The sequence below is a fragment of the Olsenella profusa genome (assembly GCF_016900315.1).
Classification (GTDB): Bacteria; Actinomycetota; Coriobacteriia; order Coriobacteriales; family Atopobiaceae; genus Thermophilibacter; species Thermophilibacter profusus_A.
In genome coordinates, this window is record NZ_JACSNQ010000007.1 from 73,859 (window position 1) to 89,692 (window position 15,834).

Consider the following 15,834-nt stretch of genomic DNA (forward strand, 5'->3'; position numbering starts at 1 on the left):
GAACGACGCTAGAAGTCCAGCCGCACCGGGATGCCCTGGCTGGCCATGTACTCCTTGACCTGGCGGATCGTGTAGGTCCCGAAGTGGAAGACGCTCGCCGCGAGCACCGCGTCCGCCTCGCCCTCGATGATGCCCTCGGCGAAGTGCTCGAGCGTGCCCACGCCGCCCGACGCAATCACCGGGATGGGCACGGCGCGCGCCACCGCCCGGGTGAGCGCGAGGTCGAAGCCGTCCTTGGTGCCGTCGCGGTCCATGCTCGTGAGCAGGATCTCCCCCGCCCCGCGGCGCGCGGCCTCCTCGGCCCACGCCACCGCGTCGACGCCCGTGGCCTCGCGGCCGCCGGCCAGGTAGACCTCCCAGCGGTCCTCGCGGCCCACGCGCTTGGCGTCAATCGCGCAGACCACGGCCTGGGAGCCGAAGGCGGTGGCTGCGGCGGTGATGAGGGACGGGTCGCGCACCGCGGCCGAGTTCACCGAGACCTTGTCCGAGCCCGCCGCGATCATCGTCCGGCAGCCCGCCACGTCGCGAAAGCCCCCGCCCACGCAGAACGGTATGCGCAGCTCCGCGGCGGCGCGGCTCGCGAGGTCAATCGTGGTGGCACGGTCGTCGGAGGTGGCCGTGATGTCAAGGAAGACCACCTCGTCGGCGCCCTCCTCGTCGTAGCGGCGCGCCAGCTCCACCGGGTCGCCGGCGTCGCGCAGGTCGACGAAGTTGACGCCCTTCACCACGCGCCCGTCCTTCACGTCCAGGCAGGGGATGACTCGCTTGGTCAGCATGGCTGCTCCTCTCCCGAACACGCCGCCAGCGCATCGGCAAGCGAGAAGGACCCCTCGTAGAGGGCCCTCCCGCAGATGGCTCCCTCAATCACGGACGGCCCGAGCGCCGCGAGCGAGCGCAGGTCATCCAGGCTCGCGATGCCGCCCGAGGCCACCACGGGAAAGCCCGCGACCTCGGCCACGTGAGCATAGGCCGCGGCGTCGATGCCGCAGCGCATCCCGTCGCGCGCCACGTCGGTGAAGACGAGGTGGCGGTACCCCAGCTCGGCGAGGCGCGCCACGAGCTCGTCGGCGGAGAGCGCCGCGCCCTCGCGCCAGCCGTTCACCCGGACCTCGCCGTCACGGGCGGCCACGTCGGCCACCACGAGCTCGCCGAACTCCCGGGCCGCCTCGGCGGCGAAGGCCGAGTCGCGCACGAGCGCCGTCCCGATGGCTATGCGCCGCACGCCGAGCCCGACCAGCCGCTCCACGGCCGCGAGGTCGCGCACGCCGCCGCCCGCGTCCACCGAGATCCCCTCCACGGCGCAGACCGCGCGAATCGCGGCGTCGTTGGCCGCGCGGACCGCCTCGTCCTCCTCGAGCGTGGCGGAAAGGTCCACCACGTGCACCCAGGAGGCCCCGGCGTCGCGGAAGGACTCGGCCACGGCGGCCGGGTCGTCGGAGTAGACGTCCATGTGGGCGCGCTCGCCGCGGGCGAGGCGCACCACGCGGCCGCCCACGAGGTCGATCGCGGGAAAGAGAATCACGCCGCCTCCCCCGTCCTTCTCGCCGCGTCGCCGACCACGCGCACGAAGTTGGCGAGGATGCGCCCGCCCACCGCGGAGGACTTCTCGGGGTGGAACTGCACACCGAAGACCGAGCCCCCGTCCCAGACCGCGCTCGCGAAGCTGCGCACGTAGTGGGTGCGCGCGGCTACCACGGCGACGTCGACGTCGTCGGCGAGCGCGTAGGAGTGCGTGAAGTAGACGTTGGCGCCCTGCGCCACGCCCTCGAAGAGCGGACAGGCGCGCCCGTGCGCCGTGAGGTCGATCTGGTCCCAGCCCACGTGAGGCACCTTGAGGCGCGTGGACTCCAGGCGCGTGGCCGAGCCGGCAAGGACGCCGAGGCCGCGGGCCCACGAGCCGTCGCCCGTCTCGTTGCCACGCTCGAAGAGCAGCTGGAGCCCCAGGCAGATGCCGAGGAACGGCACCCCGCGGCCCACGGCATCGAGCAGGGCCTCGGCCTCGCCGCTCTCACGCAGGAACTCCATCGCGTCGCCGAAGCTCCCCACGCCGGGCAGGACCACGCCGGCCGCGGCGCGGATGGTCGCCGGGTCGTCCGAGACCACGGCCGCGCCCCCCGCCTCCGCAAGGCCGCGCTCGACCGAGCTCAGGTTGCCCTTGTGGTAGTCCACGACGACGATGCGCCCGCCGGCCGCAGGAACGGCGGGGGCGCCGGCCGCGGGCGCAGGCATAGCGGCCGCGGTCGCAGACGCAACGGCCCCAACCGCCCCGCCCATCACAGGCTCCCCTTGGTGGAGGGCACGCCCTCGACGCGCGGGTCGGGCTCGACGGCCTCGCGCAGGGCGCGCGCTGCGGCCTTGAAGGTGGCCTCGAGGATGTGGTGGGCGTTCTCGCCGCATACGAGCCGCAGGTGGAGGGTGATGCCCGCCTCGCGCGCGAGGCCGCAGAAGAACTCGTGGCCGAGCTCGGTGTCAAAGGTGCCCACCTTGTCGGGCCCGATGGGCACGTCCCAGTAGAGCTCGCCGCGGCCGGAGACGTCCACGGCCGCCATGACGAGCGCCTCGTCCAGCGGCACGAGCGCGCTGCCGAAGCGGCGGATGCCGCGCTTGTCGCCAAGCGCCTTGCGCAGCGCCTGACCGAGCACGATGCCCGTGTCCTCGACGGTGTGGTGGTCGTCGACCTCGGTGTCGCCCTTCGTGCGCACCGTGAGGTCAATGAGCGAGTGGCGCGCGAGCGCGCAGAGCATGTGGTCAAAGAAGCCCACGCCCGTCTCGACGTCGGCCTCCCCCGTCCCGTCGAGGTCCACGGAGAGCCCGATGTCCGTCTCGGCGGTGGCGCGGACGGCCTTTGCGGTCCTGGTCATGCATCCTCCTTACCTAAGCGCGTCATGATACAAAGGGACTGTCCCTTCGTATCACGGCGAGGGCGTCGAGGAGCGCGTCGTTCTCCTCGCGCGTGCCCACGGTGAGTCTCAGACAGTCGGCGAGCCCCGGCGCGGCGCTGAAGTCGCGCACGAGGATCGAGTGCTCGTCGCGCAGGCGCCGGCGAACCTCGGCGGCGTGCGGCAGGCGCACGAGCACGAAGTTGGCCGCGGACGGCCACGTGCGCACGCCCGGCAGGTCGGCAAGGCTCGCGAGCAGGCGCTCCCGCTCCGAGACGATGTCGGCCACCACGCCCGCAAGCGCCTCGCGGTGCGTGAGCGCCGCAAGGCCCGCGGCCTGCGCGAGCACGTCAACCGAGTATATCTGACGCACCGCGCCGAGCGCGTCCACCACGGCCGGATCCGCGAGGAGGTACCCCACGCGCACGCCCGCCAGGCCGAACGCCTTGGAGAGCGTCCGCAGCACCACGAGGCGCGGGCGCTCCCCCACCCAGCCGTCCAGGCTCGCGCCGTCGCCAGCAAACTCCACGTAGGCCTCGTCCACCAGCACGAGCGCGTCCGTCTCGTCGAGCAGGCGCCGCACGAGTGCGGGGTCCACGAGGTCGCCCGTGGGGTTGTTCGGCGAGGTCAAGATCACAAGCGCCGCGTCGCGCGCGGCCGCCACGAGCGCGTCGGCGTCGATCGAGAAGTCCTCGGCGTCGCGCCAGACCGGGCGGACCTCCGTCTCGCACATCGCGGCGAAGTTGGCGTACTCGGCAAAGTCCGGCGGGCACGTCACCACGGAGCGCCCGGGCCCGCCAAAGGCGAAGAGCAGGTTGAAGAGCAGCTCGTCGCCGCCATTGCCCACGATCACGTGCGCGCGGTCGGTCCCGTGGCGGCGCGCCACCTCGTCGCGCAGGTCGTTTGCCATCGGGTCCGGATAACGGTTGAGCGGCGTGGCGAGAAGAACCTCGCGGATGGCGTCCGCCACCTCGGCGGGCAGCGCGTGGGTGTTCTCGTTGGCCGAGAGGTTCACGCGGCACGGCGTGAAGGCCGGGTCGTAGGGCTCGAAGGAGCGCAGCGCCTCCCGGAGGCGCGCGGTGACGTCAGAGCCGGCTGCGGTGGGCCGGGCCGCAACGGCCTCGCGGTCCTTCTCGCCGGCGGGGCTCATCTGGTCCATCACACCCTCCCCTCGAAGCCGGGCAGGTAGGCCGCGCCCGGGGTGGCGAGGTCTTCGGGCCAGGCCACGCGGTGCGCCCCCTCACAGGCGGCAACGGGGTCGTCGTGGCGCTCCCGGCCGGCCTCGGCCAGGCGGCGGCGCAGGCCCACGGAGAGCGCGTGCGCCCAGAGGCCCTCGGACTGCGCGATCGTCTGGACGGCCGGCGCGTCGGCCAGGAGCCCCTCGGACGTGTAGCAGATGACGCTCGAGCGCTTCTGGAAGTCGTAGACGCCGAGCGGGTTGGAGAAGCGCGCGGTGCCGCCGGTGGGCAGCGTGTGGTTGGGGCCGGCCACGTAGTCGCCGAGCGGCTCGGAGCTCCAGGCGCCCACGAAGATGGCACCCGCGTTGCGCACCTTGCCCAAAAGGCCGAGCGCGTCGGCGCAGTGGAGCTCCAGGTGCTCGGGAGCGATGACGTTGACCGCGTCCACGGCCGCCTCGAGCGTGGGCGCCACCACCACGACGCCGCGGTCGTCGAGCGAGGCACGGGTGATGTCCGCGCGCGGGCTCTGCGCCACGAGGCGCCCCACGGCGTCGAGCACGCGGTCGGGCAGGTCGGCATCACAGGTCACGAGGTAGCAGGAGGCCAGCGGGTCGTGCTCGGCCTGGGCCATGAGGTCGGCGGCCACCACCACGGGGTCGGCCGTGGCGTCGGCGAGCACGCAGACCTCCGAGGGGCCGGCCACCATGTCGATGCCCACGTCTCCGGAGACGTAACGCTTGGCAGCCGCCACGTAGGCGTTGCCGGGGCCGACGATCTTGTCGACGGCCGGGACGGACTCGGTGCCGTAGGCCGCCGCGGCGATGGCCTGCGCGCCGCCCACGGCGTAGACCTCGTCCACGCCGGCAAGCGCGGCGGCGGCCAGGGTGTAGGCGGAGAGCGTGCCGTCGGCCTGCGGCGGAGTGAGCATCACCACGCGCCCCACGCCGGCGACCTTGGCCGGGATGGTGTCCATGAGGACCGTGGAGGGGTACTGGGCGCGGCCGCCGGGCACGTAGACGGCCGCGGAGGCCACCGGCGTCACCTGCACGCCGAGCAGCGTCCCGTCCGGCCGCGTGGTGAACCAGGACTGCTCGAGCTCGCGCTCGTGGAAGGCACGGATCTGGTCGCGCGCCCGGGTGAGGGCGGCGAGAAACGCCGGGTCCACGAGATCGGCCGCGCCGGCGAGCAGCTCGTCGGGCACGCGGAAGGCGTCCGGGCAGGCGCCGTCGAAGCGCAGGCAGAACTCGCGCACCGCGGCGTCACCGCGGGCGCGCACCTCGTCGACGATCTTCTCGGCGGACGAGATCACCTCGGCCGGCAGCGTGCCGCCGGTGCGGTTGAGGTCGGCCTGCGTGAGGCGTTCCCCGTCCGAAAGCGTCACGACCCTCATGACTCACTCCCCCTTCCGGCGACCTCGGCGAGACGTGCCGCGAGGTTGCGGATTCTCTTGTCGCAGCGATAGGCGGCCGGCCCGGCGAAGAAGCGGGCCGTGCACTCCATGACCTCGTCGACGATCACGAGGTCGTTCTCGGCGAGCGTGGTGCCCGTGGCCGTGATATCCACGATGCGGTCTGCCATGCCCACGATGGGCCCGAGCTCGATGTTGCCGTGCAGGGCCACGATGTCGACCTGCTGGCCGATGGAGTCATAGTAGTCCTGCGTGATGCGCGGGTACTTGGTGGCCACGCGCATCGAGCCGCGCCAGGCGTAGTTGCGCTCGGCCCGCCCGGCCGCCGCGGCCGGCTCGGCCACCACGAAGCGGCAGCCGCCGTAGCGCAGGTCGACGAGCTGCAGCAGGTCGAGCCCCGCCTCGATCAGCGAGTCCTTGCCACAGACGCCGCAGTCCGCGCCGCCGTGGCCCACGAAGGCGGGCGCGTCCTGTGCGCGCACGATAACGTACTCCACGTCGCCGGCGGCTATGACGAGCTTGCGCCCGGGGTCGGCGAGCTCGGCGGTGGGCAGCCCCGCCGCGGCGAGCGCCGCCACCGTCTCCTTGAAGAGCGAGCCCTTGGGCACGGCGATCCTGAGCGGGCGCTCGGCCAGGCGCACGCCCGGCGTCACCACGCCGGAGACGCCCGGCTCGCCGAGCACCTCCTGGAGCCGCTCGAGCGAGAGGGCAAACCCGCAGGCGGCTACGCCGGGCCGGCCGAGGTTGGCGAGCACCGCGTCGTAGCGGCCGCCCGAGGCGAGGCTCGCGGCGATGCCCTCGGAGTAGGCCTTGAAGATGATGCCCGTGTAGTAGTCGAACGAGTTGATGATCGAGAAGTCAAAGGAGAGCCGCCCGGCCTCGAAGAGGTCCGAGAGCTCGGCGGTCAGGGCGGAGAGCTCGGCGGTGCCGCGCGCCGCCTCCGCCACGCCCGCCTCGGCGAGAAGGACGTCGAGCCGGGAGATCACCTCGGGACCGCCGCCCATGCGCGGGACCTCGTGGAGCGCGCGGGCCTGCGCCGGGCTGATCCCCTGCGTGGCGTCGATGAGCTCGTCGAGGGAGACGAGGTCGGAGTCGTGCACGAGGGAGAGGACCTGCTCGCGGAAGTCGTCCGTGGGTGCGCACGCGTCGAGCAGGGCCGTGAGCGGCGTCACCGAGCCAAAGACGATGCGCCAGGCGGGCACCTCGAGGGCGCCGAGCGCCTCGGCGAGCAGGCGCACGACCTCGACCTCCGAGGCGGCGCCGTCGGCCCCGACGAGCTCGATGCCGAGCTGGGTGAACTGGCGCGGCTGCCCGCGCAGGCTCGGCTCCTCGCGCACCACCGGGGCGCAGTAGCGGAAGCGCGCCGGCAGGTCGCCGGCGGCCACGCGCTCGGCCACGAGGCGCGCGACGGGCAGCGTGAGGTCGGGCCGCAGCACGAGGAGGGAGTCGTCCACGTCGAAGAGCTGGAACGGCGAGTCGCGCAGGCGGCTGCCGCGCTCGAGCGCCGAGCGGTCCTCGAGCAGGGGCGTCTCCACGGGCAGGTAGCCGTGGGCGGTGAAGCACCCCCGCACGACGTCAGTGATGCGCTCGCGGGCGAGCGCCTCCCTCGGGAGGATGTCGCGGAAGCCGCGGGGAGTTCCTGTTCTCACGTCCGGTCCTTTCAGGCGCCTCCTGGCGCCGGTCTGCGTCTGCTGTCGGCCGACGGGCGGGGTGACCCGGGTCCGTCGCCACGGTGGCTACTTTAGCACAGTAAAGTGGCCCGGCAAGGGCGAGGAGGCAGCGTTTGCCGGGCTGAAACGAAAGGCGCGGGAGTGCACGGCGGCGGGGCGGGCTGACGCGACGGAGCACGGCGGGCGCGGGACCAAACCTGACTGGGCGCGCCCGGCCTGGCACCGGCCGGCAGCCGGTGCGGGCACGGCGGGCGACCGCCGCAGCCGCCCACCGCCAAAAGGGGCCCGCTCGTCGACGGTCCGCGGCCCTGGCCAGCCACCACACCCCCGCCGAGCTGCCCGCGAAGGCCCGTGAAAGCCAGCATGCAGACAAACGGAAGGGGCGCCCTGTTACGCTGTGCGGCCCATCAACGCGACGGAAGGAGCAGACATGGCACTCTACTGGCCCGAGGCGGCACTTGCGGTGGCCTGCACGGGGACGGAGGAGGCCCAGGAGTGGCCGGGCAACGTGCTCGTGATCTCCATGCGACCGGAGCAGGCGGACGACCCCGAGTTCGTCGAGACGGTCATCGACCTCGTGGTCGACCGGATCTTCGAGCACCGTCGGATGCTCGTCAAAGACCTGCTCGCCAGCGGGTCGACGGTGCCGGAGCCCCGTGGCGGCACCCATGACGGCGACGGCGCGAGCGAGGCCGAGCGCGCCGAGGCGCTGCTGCGACGCAACATCATGGAGGACGCCCCCGGGACGTGCAACGACACCTGGGACCCCGCGGAGCACGCATACGGCGAGAGGGGCCCGTGGGCAGGCGGGGACCTCGGCGACCACGGCTGGCTGGGCTACGGCGACGTGTACGGTCCCTACCCCGGCGTCGCGCCCGACCCCGCGCACTCCCCGCTCGTCGTCAACCACTGCGACCAGCTCGTCATCCACGCCTGACCCGAGCGGCGGGCGGCGGCGACTCGCCGCCCGCCGTTCTTCTCGCCTGAGCTCTTGCCGGTGTTTTCCTGCCTCTATTTTTGTTATATAGTTTTGTTTAATGAAAGGCGGGGTCATGGCGCCGTACAAGGTCAAGGTCCACGGCCGCGTTTTCCTTCGCCATCCGGACATCACGGAGCAAGACGTCCTCACCGCGTGGGCAAACGCGTTCGTTGTCCGGGAGCGCGTGGGAGCGGGGCTCCCCTCGGGCACGCTCGTGGCCCTTGGCGAGGACGGGCGTCACCGCACGCTGGAGATGGTGGGGGTTGTCCTTGAGGGAGGCGACATCCTCGTCTACCACGCCATGACGCCGCCGACGCAGGCGCTGGTACAAGAGCTCGAGGAGGGCAGGCATGGGCTACATCACGCGAGACGGCACCGAGCTTTCCGACGAGGCCATCGAAGAGCTCGCGGTGCGCTTCGAACACGGCGAGATGCCGGGCCGCTGGGGTCGAACCCTCGTGGGGCGGCCGCGCATCAGCACCGAGCCGCTGAGGCTCGTGGGGGTACGGGTACCGGGCTCGCTCGTCGAGGCCTTCGACGCCAAGGCGGCGGCCCAGGGCCAGACGAGGTCCCAGCGCCTGCGGGCCCTCATGGAGCGCGACGTCCGCGGCAGCGAGTCCTGAGCGCGACGGGCGGCGACTCGCCGCCCGCCGTTCTTCTCGCCTAGGCCTAGCGGTGCAGCAGACGGCCGGCGAGCCGTCCGATGACGCCCGCCTCGGGCACGTGCAGGACGAGCGCGCCGCCGTAGGTGGCGACCAGCGCCGGGATGCCGGCGGCCACGCAGTAGAGCACCGAGCGCACCGTCGCGCCCGAGCAGTCCCCCACCCAGGTGTTGAGCGCGTACAGGATCAGGGCGCCCACGGCCGCGCCGGCAGCGCCGAGGGCAAGCGTGCGGAGCGTGGACAGGAGCACGCCGCCGAGGCCGATGGGGCCGAGCGTGCGGCGCAGGCTCGCAAACATCACCACGCAGAGGGTGACGAAGAAGAGCGTCGACGAGAAGGCCACGAAGTCCAGGCCGAAGGTCGGAGTGAGGGCGAGCAGGGCCACCACCTGCACCACGGCGGCGATGACGTTGGCAACCGCACACAGCGCCATCCGCCGCATGGCGGAGGCGACCTTCTGCAGGTACATGTAGACGGCGTAGGACGGCAGCGAGATGGCGTAGAAGGAGAGGTAGGAGGCCGTCATGGAGAGCGCCTCGGCGGAGAAGCTCCCCGCGGCGAGCACCGATATGAGGGGGACGGAGAATACGATGAGGTAGAGGGCAAACGGCACCGCGAAGAACATGATCTGGCCGGTGCCCGAGGCTATGCCGCGGCGGAACACGCTGCGGTCCCCCTTGGCCCAGCTGTCGGAGAGCTCGGTGAACATCGCCGTGGTGATGGGCACCGTGAGGATGGAGTACGGCAGCGTGTACCACAGGCGCGAGTAGTAGGTGATCGAGGCGCCCGTGGCCACCACGGAGAGCGCCGAGGAGGACTGCACCGACGTGGTCACGAAGGAGGCCACCACCACCGCCAGAGAGGGGACGCCGATCTTGAGGGTCTCCTTGAGCAGCGGGTCGTGCAGGTCGATGTGGAAGCGCAGGCGGATGCCGTGGCGCAGCATCGGGGGCACCTGCAGGAGCACCTGCACGGCGACGCCGAGGGGGTTGCCGAGGGCAAGGACCAGCAGCGCGAGCCCCGGGTTCTTGTCGGCGAGAAACGCATAGAGCAGGAAGGAGGCCGTGGTCACGAAGTTGTTGAAGATCGGAGCGGCCTGGCCCCAGAAGTAGTCGCGCTCGGCGTTGAGGACGCCCGAGAAGATGGACGAGAGCGCGTAGAGCACGACCTCGATGACGAAGAACCGGAAGAAGTAGACCGTGAGGTCGAAGTCGAAGTCGGAGGTCGCCGTGAACGACTGGGTGTAGACCATCTGCGCCGCGAAGATGAACCCGAGCACCGCGACCGCGCCCATAGCCACGAGCACAATCGAGACGAGGTTCGAGGTGTAGGCGCTTGCCCCCTCGGTGCCCGCGCGCTTCTTGACGCTCATGTAGACCGGCAGGAAGGCCGTGGTGAGCATACCCGCCGCGACGAGCTCGTAGAGCTGGTTGGGGAGGTTGTTGGCCACCGAGTAGCAGCTCGCCATCACCGTGACGCCGATGGCGTAGGCCTGGCCCCACGTGCGCATGAAGCCGGTGAGGCGGCTCACCACCACGAGCACGCTCATGAGGGCGGCGCTGCGGCCCACCTGCTCCTGGGTGCTGACGGCCTGCCGGGCGGGCGCCTCCTCGCGCGGGGCCGGGCGGCGGCCGGGGTCGGCGGCAGGCTCGACGGGCTCGTCGGGTCTCCTCATGTGCTTGGGCTGGTAGCTGGGCCTGCGACTCACCTTGTGGGCTCCCTTGCGATCGTGACAACGTTTCAATAGTGCCACCGCCGCCGAACCCCCCGCGCCCGGATGGCGAGAAGAGCGGCCAGACTCCACATTGGACGCCCGCGGCAGCCGGCCCACCCACGGCAGCCGGCCCACCCACGGCAGCCCGCGCTTCTCCCTACCGCACGATGTCGGCGTAGACGGCGTCGCAGAAGCGGGCGAGGTCGTCCGGCGCAAGCACCAGGGAGAGCCCGCGGCGCCCGCCGGAGACGTGGATCGCGTCGAAGAGCTGCGCCGTCTCGTCGATGAGCGTGGGGAAGCGCTTCTTCATGCCTACCGGCGAGCAGCCGCCACGCACGTAGCCCGTGACCGGCTCGAGGTCGCGGACGTGCATCATGGCCAGGCTCTTCTCGCCGGCGGCCGCGGCCGCCTTCTTGAGGTCGAGCTCGTCTGCCACGGGGATGCAGCAGACCACGTGGCCGCCCGAGGCCGCCTCGCAGACGAGCGTCTTGAAGCTCGCCGCCGGGTCCTCCCCCAGCATCTGTGCGATGTGCAGCCCCAGCTCGCTCGAGGTGTCGGTCTCGTCCACCTCGTAGGCCTCCCACGAGAAGGGCACGCCGGCCGCCTCGAGCTCACGCATCGCGTTGGTCTTCTGGAGCTTCTCCCGCCGCGCCACGCTAGTGCCTCTCCTCCCGCGCGCGCTCGCGGGCGCGGTCGCGCGCGAGGATCTGCGCCAGGAACTGGCCGGTGTAGCTCTCCGGCACCTGGGCGACCAGCTCGGGCGTGCCGTAGGCGACCACCGTGCCGCCCCCGTCGCCGCCCTCGGGGCCCATGTCCAGCACGCGGTCGGCCATCTTGATGACGTCGAGGTTGTGCTCGATCACCAGGACCGTGTTGCCGGCGTCCACGAGTTTCTCGAGCACCTCCACGAGCTGGCGCACGTCCTCGAAGTGCAGGCCCGTGGTGGGCTCGTCGAGGATGTAGAAGGTCTTGCCCGTCTGCTGGCGGTGCAGCTCCTTGGCGAGCTTGACGCGCTGCGCCTCGCCGCCGGAGAGCGTGGTGGCCGGCTGCCCCAGGTGGATGTAGCCCAGGCCCACGTCAAAGAGGGTCTGCAGCTTGTTCTTGATGCGCGGGATGTTGGCGAAGAAGGCCAGGGCCTCGTGCACCGTCATGTCCAGCACGTCCGAGATGGACTTGCCGTGGTAGAGCACCTCGAGCGTCTCGCGGTTGTAGCGCTTGCCGTGGCAGACCTCGCAGGGAACGTAGACGTCCGGCAGGAAGTTCATCTCGATCTTGATCTGGCCGTCGCCCTTGCAGGCCTCGCAGCGGCCGCCCGGCACGTTGAACGAGAAGCGGCCCGGGCTGTAGCCGCGCGCGCGGCTCTCCGGCAGCGAGGCGAAGAGCGCCCGAAGGTCGTCCCAGAGGCCGATGTAGGTGGCCGGGTTGGAGCGCGGCGTGCGCCCGATGGGCGACTGGTCGATGTCGATGACCTTGTCGATGAGGTCCACGCCCTCGAGCTTGCGGTACGGCCCGACGGGGCGCTTGGAGCGGTGCACCGCGTTGGTAAGGGCCGGCGCCAGCGTGTCCGTGACGAGCGAGCTCTTGCCCGAGCCGGAGACGCCCGTGACCACCGTGAGCGTGCCGAGCTCCACCTTGGCGGTGACGTTCTTGAGGTTGTTGGCAGAGGCGCCCGTGATCTTGATGGCGCCCTTGCGCGGGTTGCGGCGCCGCTCTGGCAGGCGGATCTCGCGCGCACCGGTGAGGTAGGCGCCCGTGATCGAGTCGGGGTTGGCCGCAATCTCCGCAGGAGTGCCGGCCGCCACCACGCGCCCGCCGAGCTCGCCGGCGCCCGGGCCCATGTCGATCACGTAGTCCGCGGCGCGGATGGTGTCCTCGTCGTGCTCCACCACGATGACGGTGTTGCCCTGGTCGCGCAGGCTCTTGAGCGTGTCGATGAGGCGGTTGTTGTCGCGCTGGTGCAGCCCGATCGAGGGCTCGTCGAGGATGTAGAGCACGCCCATGAGGCCCGCGCCGATCTGGGTTGCCAGGCGGATGCGCTGGGCCTCGCCGCCGGAGAGCGTGGCGGCCGCGCGGCTGAGCGTGAGGTAGTCCAGGCCCACGTTCACGAGGAAGCGCAGGCGCGCGACGATCTCCTTGACCACGGGGCCGGCGATGAACTCCTGGCGGTCCGTGAGCGTGAGGCCCTCGAAGAACTCGAGGCACTCGCGGCAGGAGAGCTCGCAGACCTCCCAGATGCTCTTGTCGCCCACCGTCACGGCCAGGATCTCCGGCTTGAGGCGCGCCCCGTGGCAGGTGGAGCAGGGCTCCTCGCGGATGTACTTCTCCAGGTGGGTCTTCATCGTCTCCGACGTGGTCTCCTGGTACTTGTCGAAGAGGATCTTGCGCACGCCGGCAAACGGCGTGAGCCAGTGGGTGTTGCGGCCGTCGCGCGTGACGTAGTCCACGCGGATCTTGGTGGTGCCCAGGCCGTCGAGCAGGGCGCGCTGGGCCTTGCGCGGCAGGTCCTTCCAGGGGGTCTCGTCCGAGACGCCGAGGTGGCGGCAGACGGCCGAGAGAATCTGCGGGTAGTAGTTGGAGTGGCCGAAGAGGCTGCCGAAGACCCCCTCCGCAACGGAGAGCGAGGGGTCCTCGATGAGCGCCTCGACGTCGACGACTTTGCGGAACCCCAGGCCGTCGCAGTCCGGGCAGGCGCCGTAGGGCGCGTTGAACGAGAAGTCGCGCGGCTGGAGGTCGTCCATGGAGTGGCCGTGCTCGGGGCAGGCCAGGGCGAGCGAGTACTGGAGCAGCTCGCCGGGCATGTGCTCGGGGTCGTCGCGGTCCGGCAGCAGCCAGAAGCCCACCTTGCCCTCGGCGAGCTTGGTGGCCTGCTCCACGGCCTCCGCGATGCGCCCGAGGCTGTTCTCGCGGATGACGATGCGGTCCACGACCACCTCGACGGTGTGCTTGAGCTTCTTCTCCAGGCGGATCTCCTCGTCGCCGAGCTCGCGCACTTCGCCGTCCACGCGCACGCGGGAGAAGCCCTCGCGCCGCAGGTCCTCGAAGAGCTTGGTGTACTCGCCCTTGCGCCCCAGCACCACCGGGGCCAGGACCAGGGCGCGGCGGCCCTGGGCGTGCGCCAGCACCTTGTCCGCCACCTGGTCGGTGGTCTGGCGCTCGATGACGCGCCCGCACTCCGGGCAGTGCGGCGTGCCCACGCGCGCGAAGAGCAGGCGCAGGTAGTCGTAGATCTCCGTGACGGTGCCCACCGTGGAGCGGGGGTTTCTGGAGGTGGTCTTCTGGTCGATGGAGACGGCCGGGCTGAGGCCGTCGATGCTGTCCAGGTCCGGTTTGTCCATCTGGCCGAGGAACTGGCGAGCGTAGCTGGAGAGGCTCTCCACGTAGCGGCGCTGCCCCTCAGCGTAGATGGTGTCGAACGCGAGGCTCGACTTGCCGGAGCCGGAGAGCCCCGTGATCACGACGAGCTTGTCGCGCGGGATGTCGACGTCGACGTCCTGGAGGTTGTGCTCGCGGGCGCCGCGGATGACGATGGAGTTCTGGGCCATGTGGGGCCTCCCGAGTTGCGTGTCTCTAGCCGTTCCAGTGTAGCCGAGCGGCCGGACGGCGGCGGGGCGCGCCCCGGGCTTCACGTGACCTGCAACACGTGTTCTAGTTTCACGGCGAGAAGAACCGTCGGGCCGCGGCGTGGCGCCCGGCGTCGAGGTTCTTCTCGCCGGGCGAGGGGGCCACGCCCCGGGTCGTGCCTACGCCAAGAGGTAGCGGCTCACACCGTCTGCATCGCGCGTGCGGTGCACGGAACCGACGGCCACCAGGTGGTCGAGGTGCGCCACGCTCTCCGAGGCGAGGAACCACCGCGTGAGCGCGGGCAGCTCGTCCCAGCCGCCGTCGAGCGCGCGCCAGCCCATCGCGGGCATGAGCTCGCGCCCCGTGCGGCCCGGCCCCAGCGCCACCGCGTCGAGGGCGCGGGCGCTGCGGCGCTCGTGGTGGGCGGCGTTCTCCTCGCAGCGCTCGGCGAGGGTGCCCCGCTGCAGGCCGTGGCCCATGAAGGCGTGCTCCACGCCCCTGCGGGCCAGCCGCCGGAGCGTGGCGACCTGCTCGCCGATGGGGTCCTCGCCCTCGTCCCAGAAGCCGATACAGGTGGAGCACAGGAAGAGCACCGCGTCGCCGAGAAACGCCGTGTGCGTGGAGCCCTCCCAGAGCACGCACTGGCCCGGCGTGTGGCCGGAGGCGGCGCACACCTCGAAGGACCAGCGCCCGCAGCGCACCTCCTCGCCGGGGGCCACCGTGGAGAAGGGGATGCCCTCCCGGGCAAAGTCCAGCGTGTGATCCCAGATCACGTCCGCGAGCTCCGCCGCCTCGGCCTCGCCGAAGCCCTCCGCCGCAAGGCGGGAGGCCATCTCCGCGCGCCAGGCGACGGTGGTGAAGCGGCACATGTCGGCCGCCACGCCCTCGGGTACGAGCACGCGCACGCCGGCCTCGGCCAGCTCGCGGGCCAGGCCCACGTGGTCGATGTGGGCGTGCGTGCAGAAGAGCGTGACGGGCGTCGTCGCCGGGTCCACGCCCAGGCCGAGCAGCGCCCGCATGAGGCGCGTGTCGTTCAGGGGGTCCGGCGTGCCCGCGTCCACCACGAGCGCCTCGCCGCCGTCCACCACCACGAAGGCGTTGACCGACGGCAGGAAGGTGTCCCCCATGAGCAGCTCGACGCGCCAGACCTCGGGCTCGTCGAGCACCTGGCGGCAGGTGAAGCCGTCCTCGTCGAGGGTGAAGCAGTTGGCCCCGCAGCCGGCGCCCCACCCCTCGCCGGCGGGCGTAGCCGGCAGCCCGCTAGCCAACGAGCACCTTCACGCAGACCTTCTTGAGCGGCGCCGGCTCGGCGTCGACCGGGCAGCAGCCGGGCTTGTGCGCGTCGCACGGCGGCGTCACCGCGAGGTCCCCCGCGCGCAGGACGGCCCACGACTCGCGCGGGCCGGGCGTGTACAGGCCGAAGTCGTCGGCCTCGGAGAACTCGCCGACCGGCGTGCACTCCCCCACCGGCGCCACGCCGATGAGCTCGGTGCCGCTGATGACGAAGTGGATGTCGGCGTAGCGGCGGTGCGCCTCGTAGTTCTTCTCGCCGGGCGTCACGGTCGTGAGCTCCTGGACGTTGGCAAAGACCTCGTCGCCGTCGATCTCGTGGCGGCCGGGCGCAAGCTCGGCAAGGTCGTCGCGGCCAAGGAACGCGAGCGCCTTGGCAAGGCGGTCGGCGGGGACCTCGTTTTCGGCGAAGTCGGCCAGGGACGTGAGGATCATGGGGGTCTCCCTCCTGTGACGGCGGGTGGTACGGCAGACGGGGCGGGCGGGGCGACAC

At 71.7% G+C, this 15,834-nt stretch carries 14 protein-coding genes; 2 read left to right on the forward strand and 12 right to left on the reverse strand.

From position 1 onward, the window contains the following. Positions 1 to 8: 8 nt before the first annotated feature. Genes hisF through hisG form a run of 7 tightly spaced genes read right to left on the reverse strand, consistent with a single transcriptional unit; the run spans position 9 to position 7,114 of the window. Positions 9 to 776 (reverse strand): imidazole glycerol phosphate synthase subunit HisF, encoded by a 768-nt coding sequence (hisF, locus tag H9X80_RS04940; protein WP_204793230.1) that lies wholly within the window; start codon positions 774 to 776, stop codon positions 9 to 11. Next, positions 770 to 1,522, reverse strand: coding sequence for a HisA/HisF-related TIM barrel protein (locus H9X80_RS04945; RefSeq protein ID WP_204793231.1), 753 nt, complete (start codon positions 1,520 to 1,522; stop codon positions 770 to 772). Before H9X80_RS04945 ends, hisF begins: the two co-directional genes overlap by 7 nt. Then, positions 1,519 to 2,274 carry an imidazole glycerol phosphate synthase subunit HisH gene (gene hisH / locus H9X80_RS04950; RefSeq protein WP_239471637.1) on the reverse strand — a complete coding sequence of 252 codons (756 nt, stop codon included), beginning with the start codon at positions 2,272 to 2,274 and terminating at the stop codon, positions 1,519 to 1,521. Before hisH ends, H9X80_RS04945 begins: the two co-directional genes overlap by 4 nt. Continuing rightward, positions 2,274 to 2,861 carry an imidazoleglycerol-phosphate dehydratase HisB gene (hisB, locus tag H9X80_RS04955; protein WP_204793232.1) on the reverse strand — a complete coding sequence of 196 codons (588 nt, stop codon included), beginning with the start codon at positions 2,859 to 2,861 and terminating at the stop codon, positions 2,274 to 2,276. The genes hisH and hisB overlap by 1 nt, the downstream gene beginning before the upstream one ends. Positions 2,862 to 2,883: 22 nt before the next feature. After that, positions 2,884 to 4,038: a histidinol-phosphate transaminase gene (hisC, locus tag H9X80_RS04960; RefSeq protein WP_342590871.1), complete on the reverse strand. Its 1,155-nt coding sequence runs from the start codon at positions 4,036 to 4,038 to the stop codon at positions 2,884 to 2,886. Further along, positions 4,038 to 5,447: a histidinol dehydrogenase gene (hisD, locus tag H9X80_RS04965; RefSeq protein ID WP_204793233.1), complete on the reverse strand. Its 1,410-nt coding sequence runs from the start codon at positions 5,445 to 5,447 to the stop codon at positions 4,038 to 4,040. Before hisD ends, hisC begins: the two co-directional genes overlap by 1 nt. Then, entirely contained in the window at positions 5,444 to 7,114 is a 1,671-nt protein-coding gene (gene hisG, locus H9X80_RS04970) for an ATP phosphoribosyltransferase (RefSeq protein WP_204793234.1), read from the reverse strand. Before hisG ends, hisD begins: the two co-directional genes overlap by 4 nt. Positions 7,115 to 7,565: 451 nt before the next feature. On the opposite strand from hisG, the gene H9X80_RS04975 reads away from it, so the two are divergent. Beyond that, positions 7,566 to 8,072, forward strand: a complete 507-nt coding sequence (locus tag H9X80_RS04975; protein WP_204793235.1) for a hypothetical protein — start codon at positions 7,566 to 7,568, stop codon at positions 8,070 to 8,072. A 392-nt stretch (positions 8,073 to 8,464) separates the two neighbouring features. Beyond that, entirely contained in the window at positions 8,465 to 8,737 is a 273-nt protein-coding gene (locus H9X80_RS04980; RefSeq protein WP_204793236.1) for a hypothetical protein, read from the forward strand. Positions 8,738 to 8,783: 46 nt separating this feature from the next. Here H9X80_RS04980 and murJ read toward each other — a convergent pair whose 3' ends face one another. From murJ to H9X80_RS05005, 5 genes are all read right to left on the reverse strand, one after another. After that, the gene (gene murJ, locus H9X80_RS04985) at positions 8,784 to 10,484 is read right to left on the reverse strand and encodes a murein biosynthesis integral membrane protein MurJ (RefSeq protein ID WP_342590872.1); all 1,701 of its coding nucleotides are present in this window, start codon (positions 10,482 to 10,484) and stop codon (positions 8,784 to 8,786) included. Between the two features lie 163 nt (positions 10,485 to 10,647). Next, entirely contained in the window at positions 10,648 to 11,145 is a 498-nt protein-coding gene (gene ybaK / locus H9X80_RS04990) for a Cys-tRNA(Pro) deacylase (protein ID WP_204793237.1), read from the reverse strand. A gap of 1 nt (position 11,146) precedes the next feature. Beyond that, the gene (gene uvrA, locus H9X80_RS04995; RefSeq protein WP_204793238.1) at positions 11,147 to 14,032 is read right to left on the reverse strand and encodes an excinuclease ABC subunit UvrA; all 2,886 of its coding nucleotides are present in this window, start codon (positions 14,030 to 14,032) and stop codon (positions 11,147 to 11,149) included. Between the two features lie 198 nt (positions 14,033 to 14,230). Then, positions 14,231 to 15,319 carry an MBL fold metallo-hydrolase gene (locus H9X80_RS05000; protein ID WP_204793239.1) on the reverse strand — a complete coding sequence of 363 codons (1,089 nt, stop codon included), beginning with the start codon at positions 15,317 to 15,319 and terminating at the stop codon, positions 14,231 to 14,233. After that, a complete protein-coding gene (locus tag H9X80_RS05005) occupies positions 15,312 to 15,776 on the reverse strand; it encodes a YhcH/YjgK/YiaL family protein (RefSeq protein WP_239471639.1) in 465 nt (154 codons plus the stop codon). The genes H9X80_RS05000 and H9X80_RS05005 overlap by 8 nt, the downstream gene beginning before the upstream one ends. Between the last annotated feature and the right edge of the window lie 58 nt (positions 15,777 to 15,834).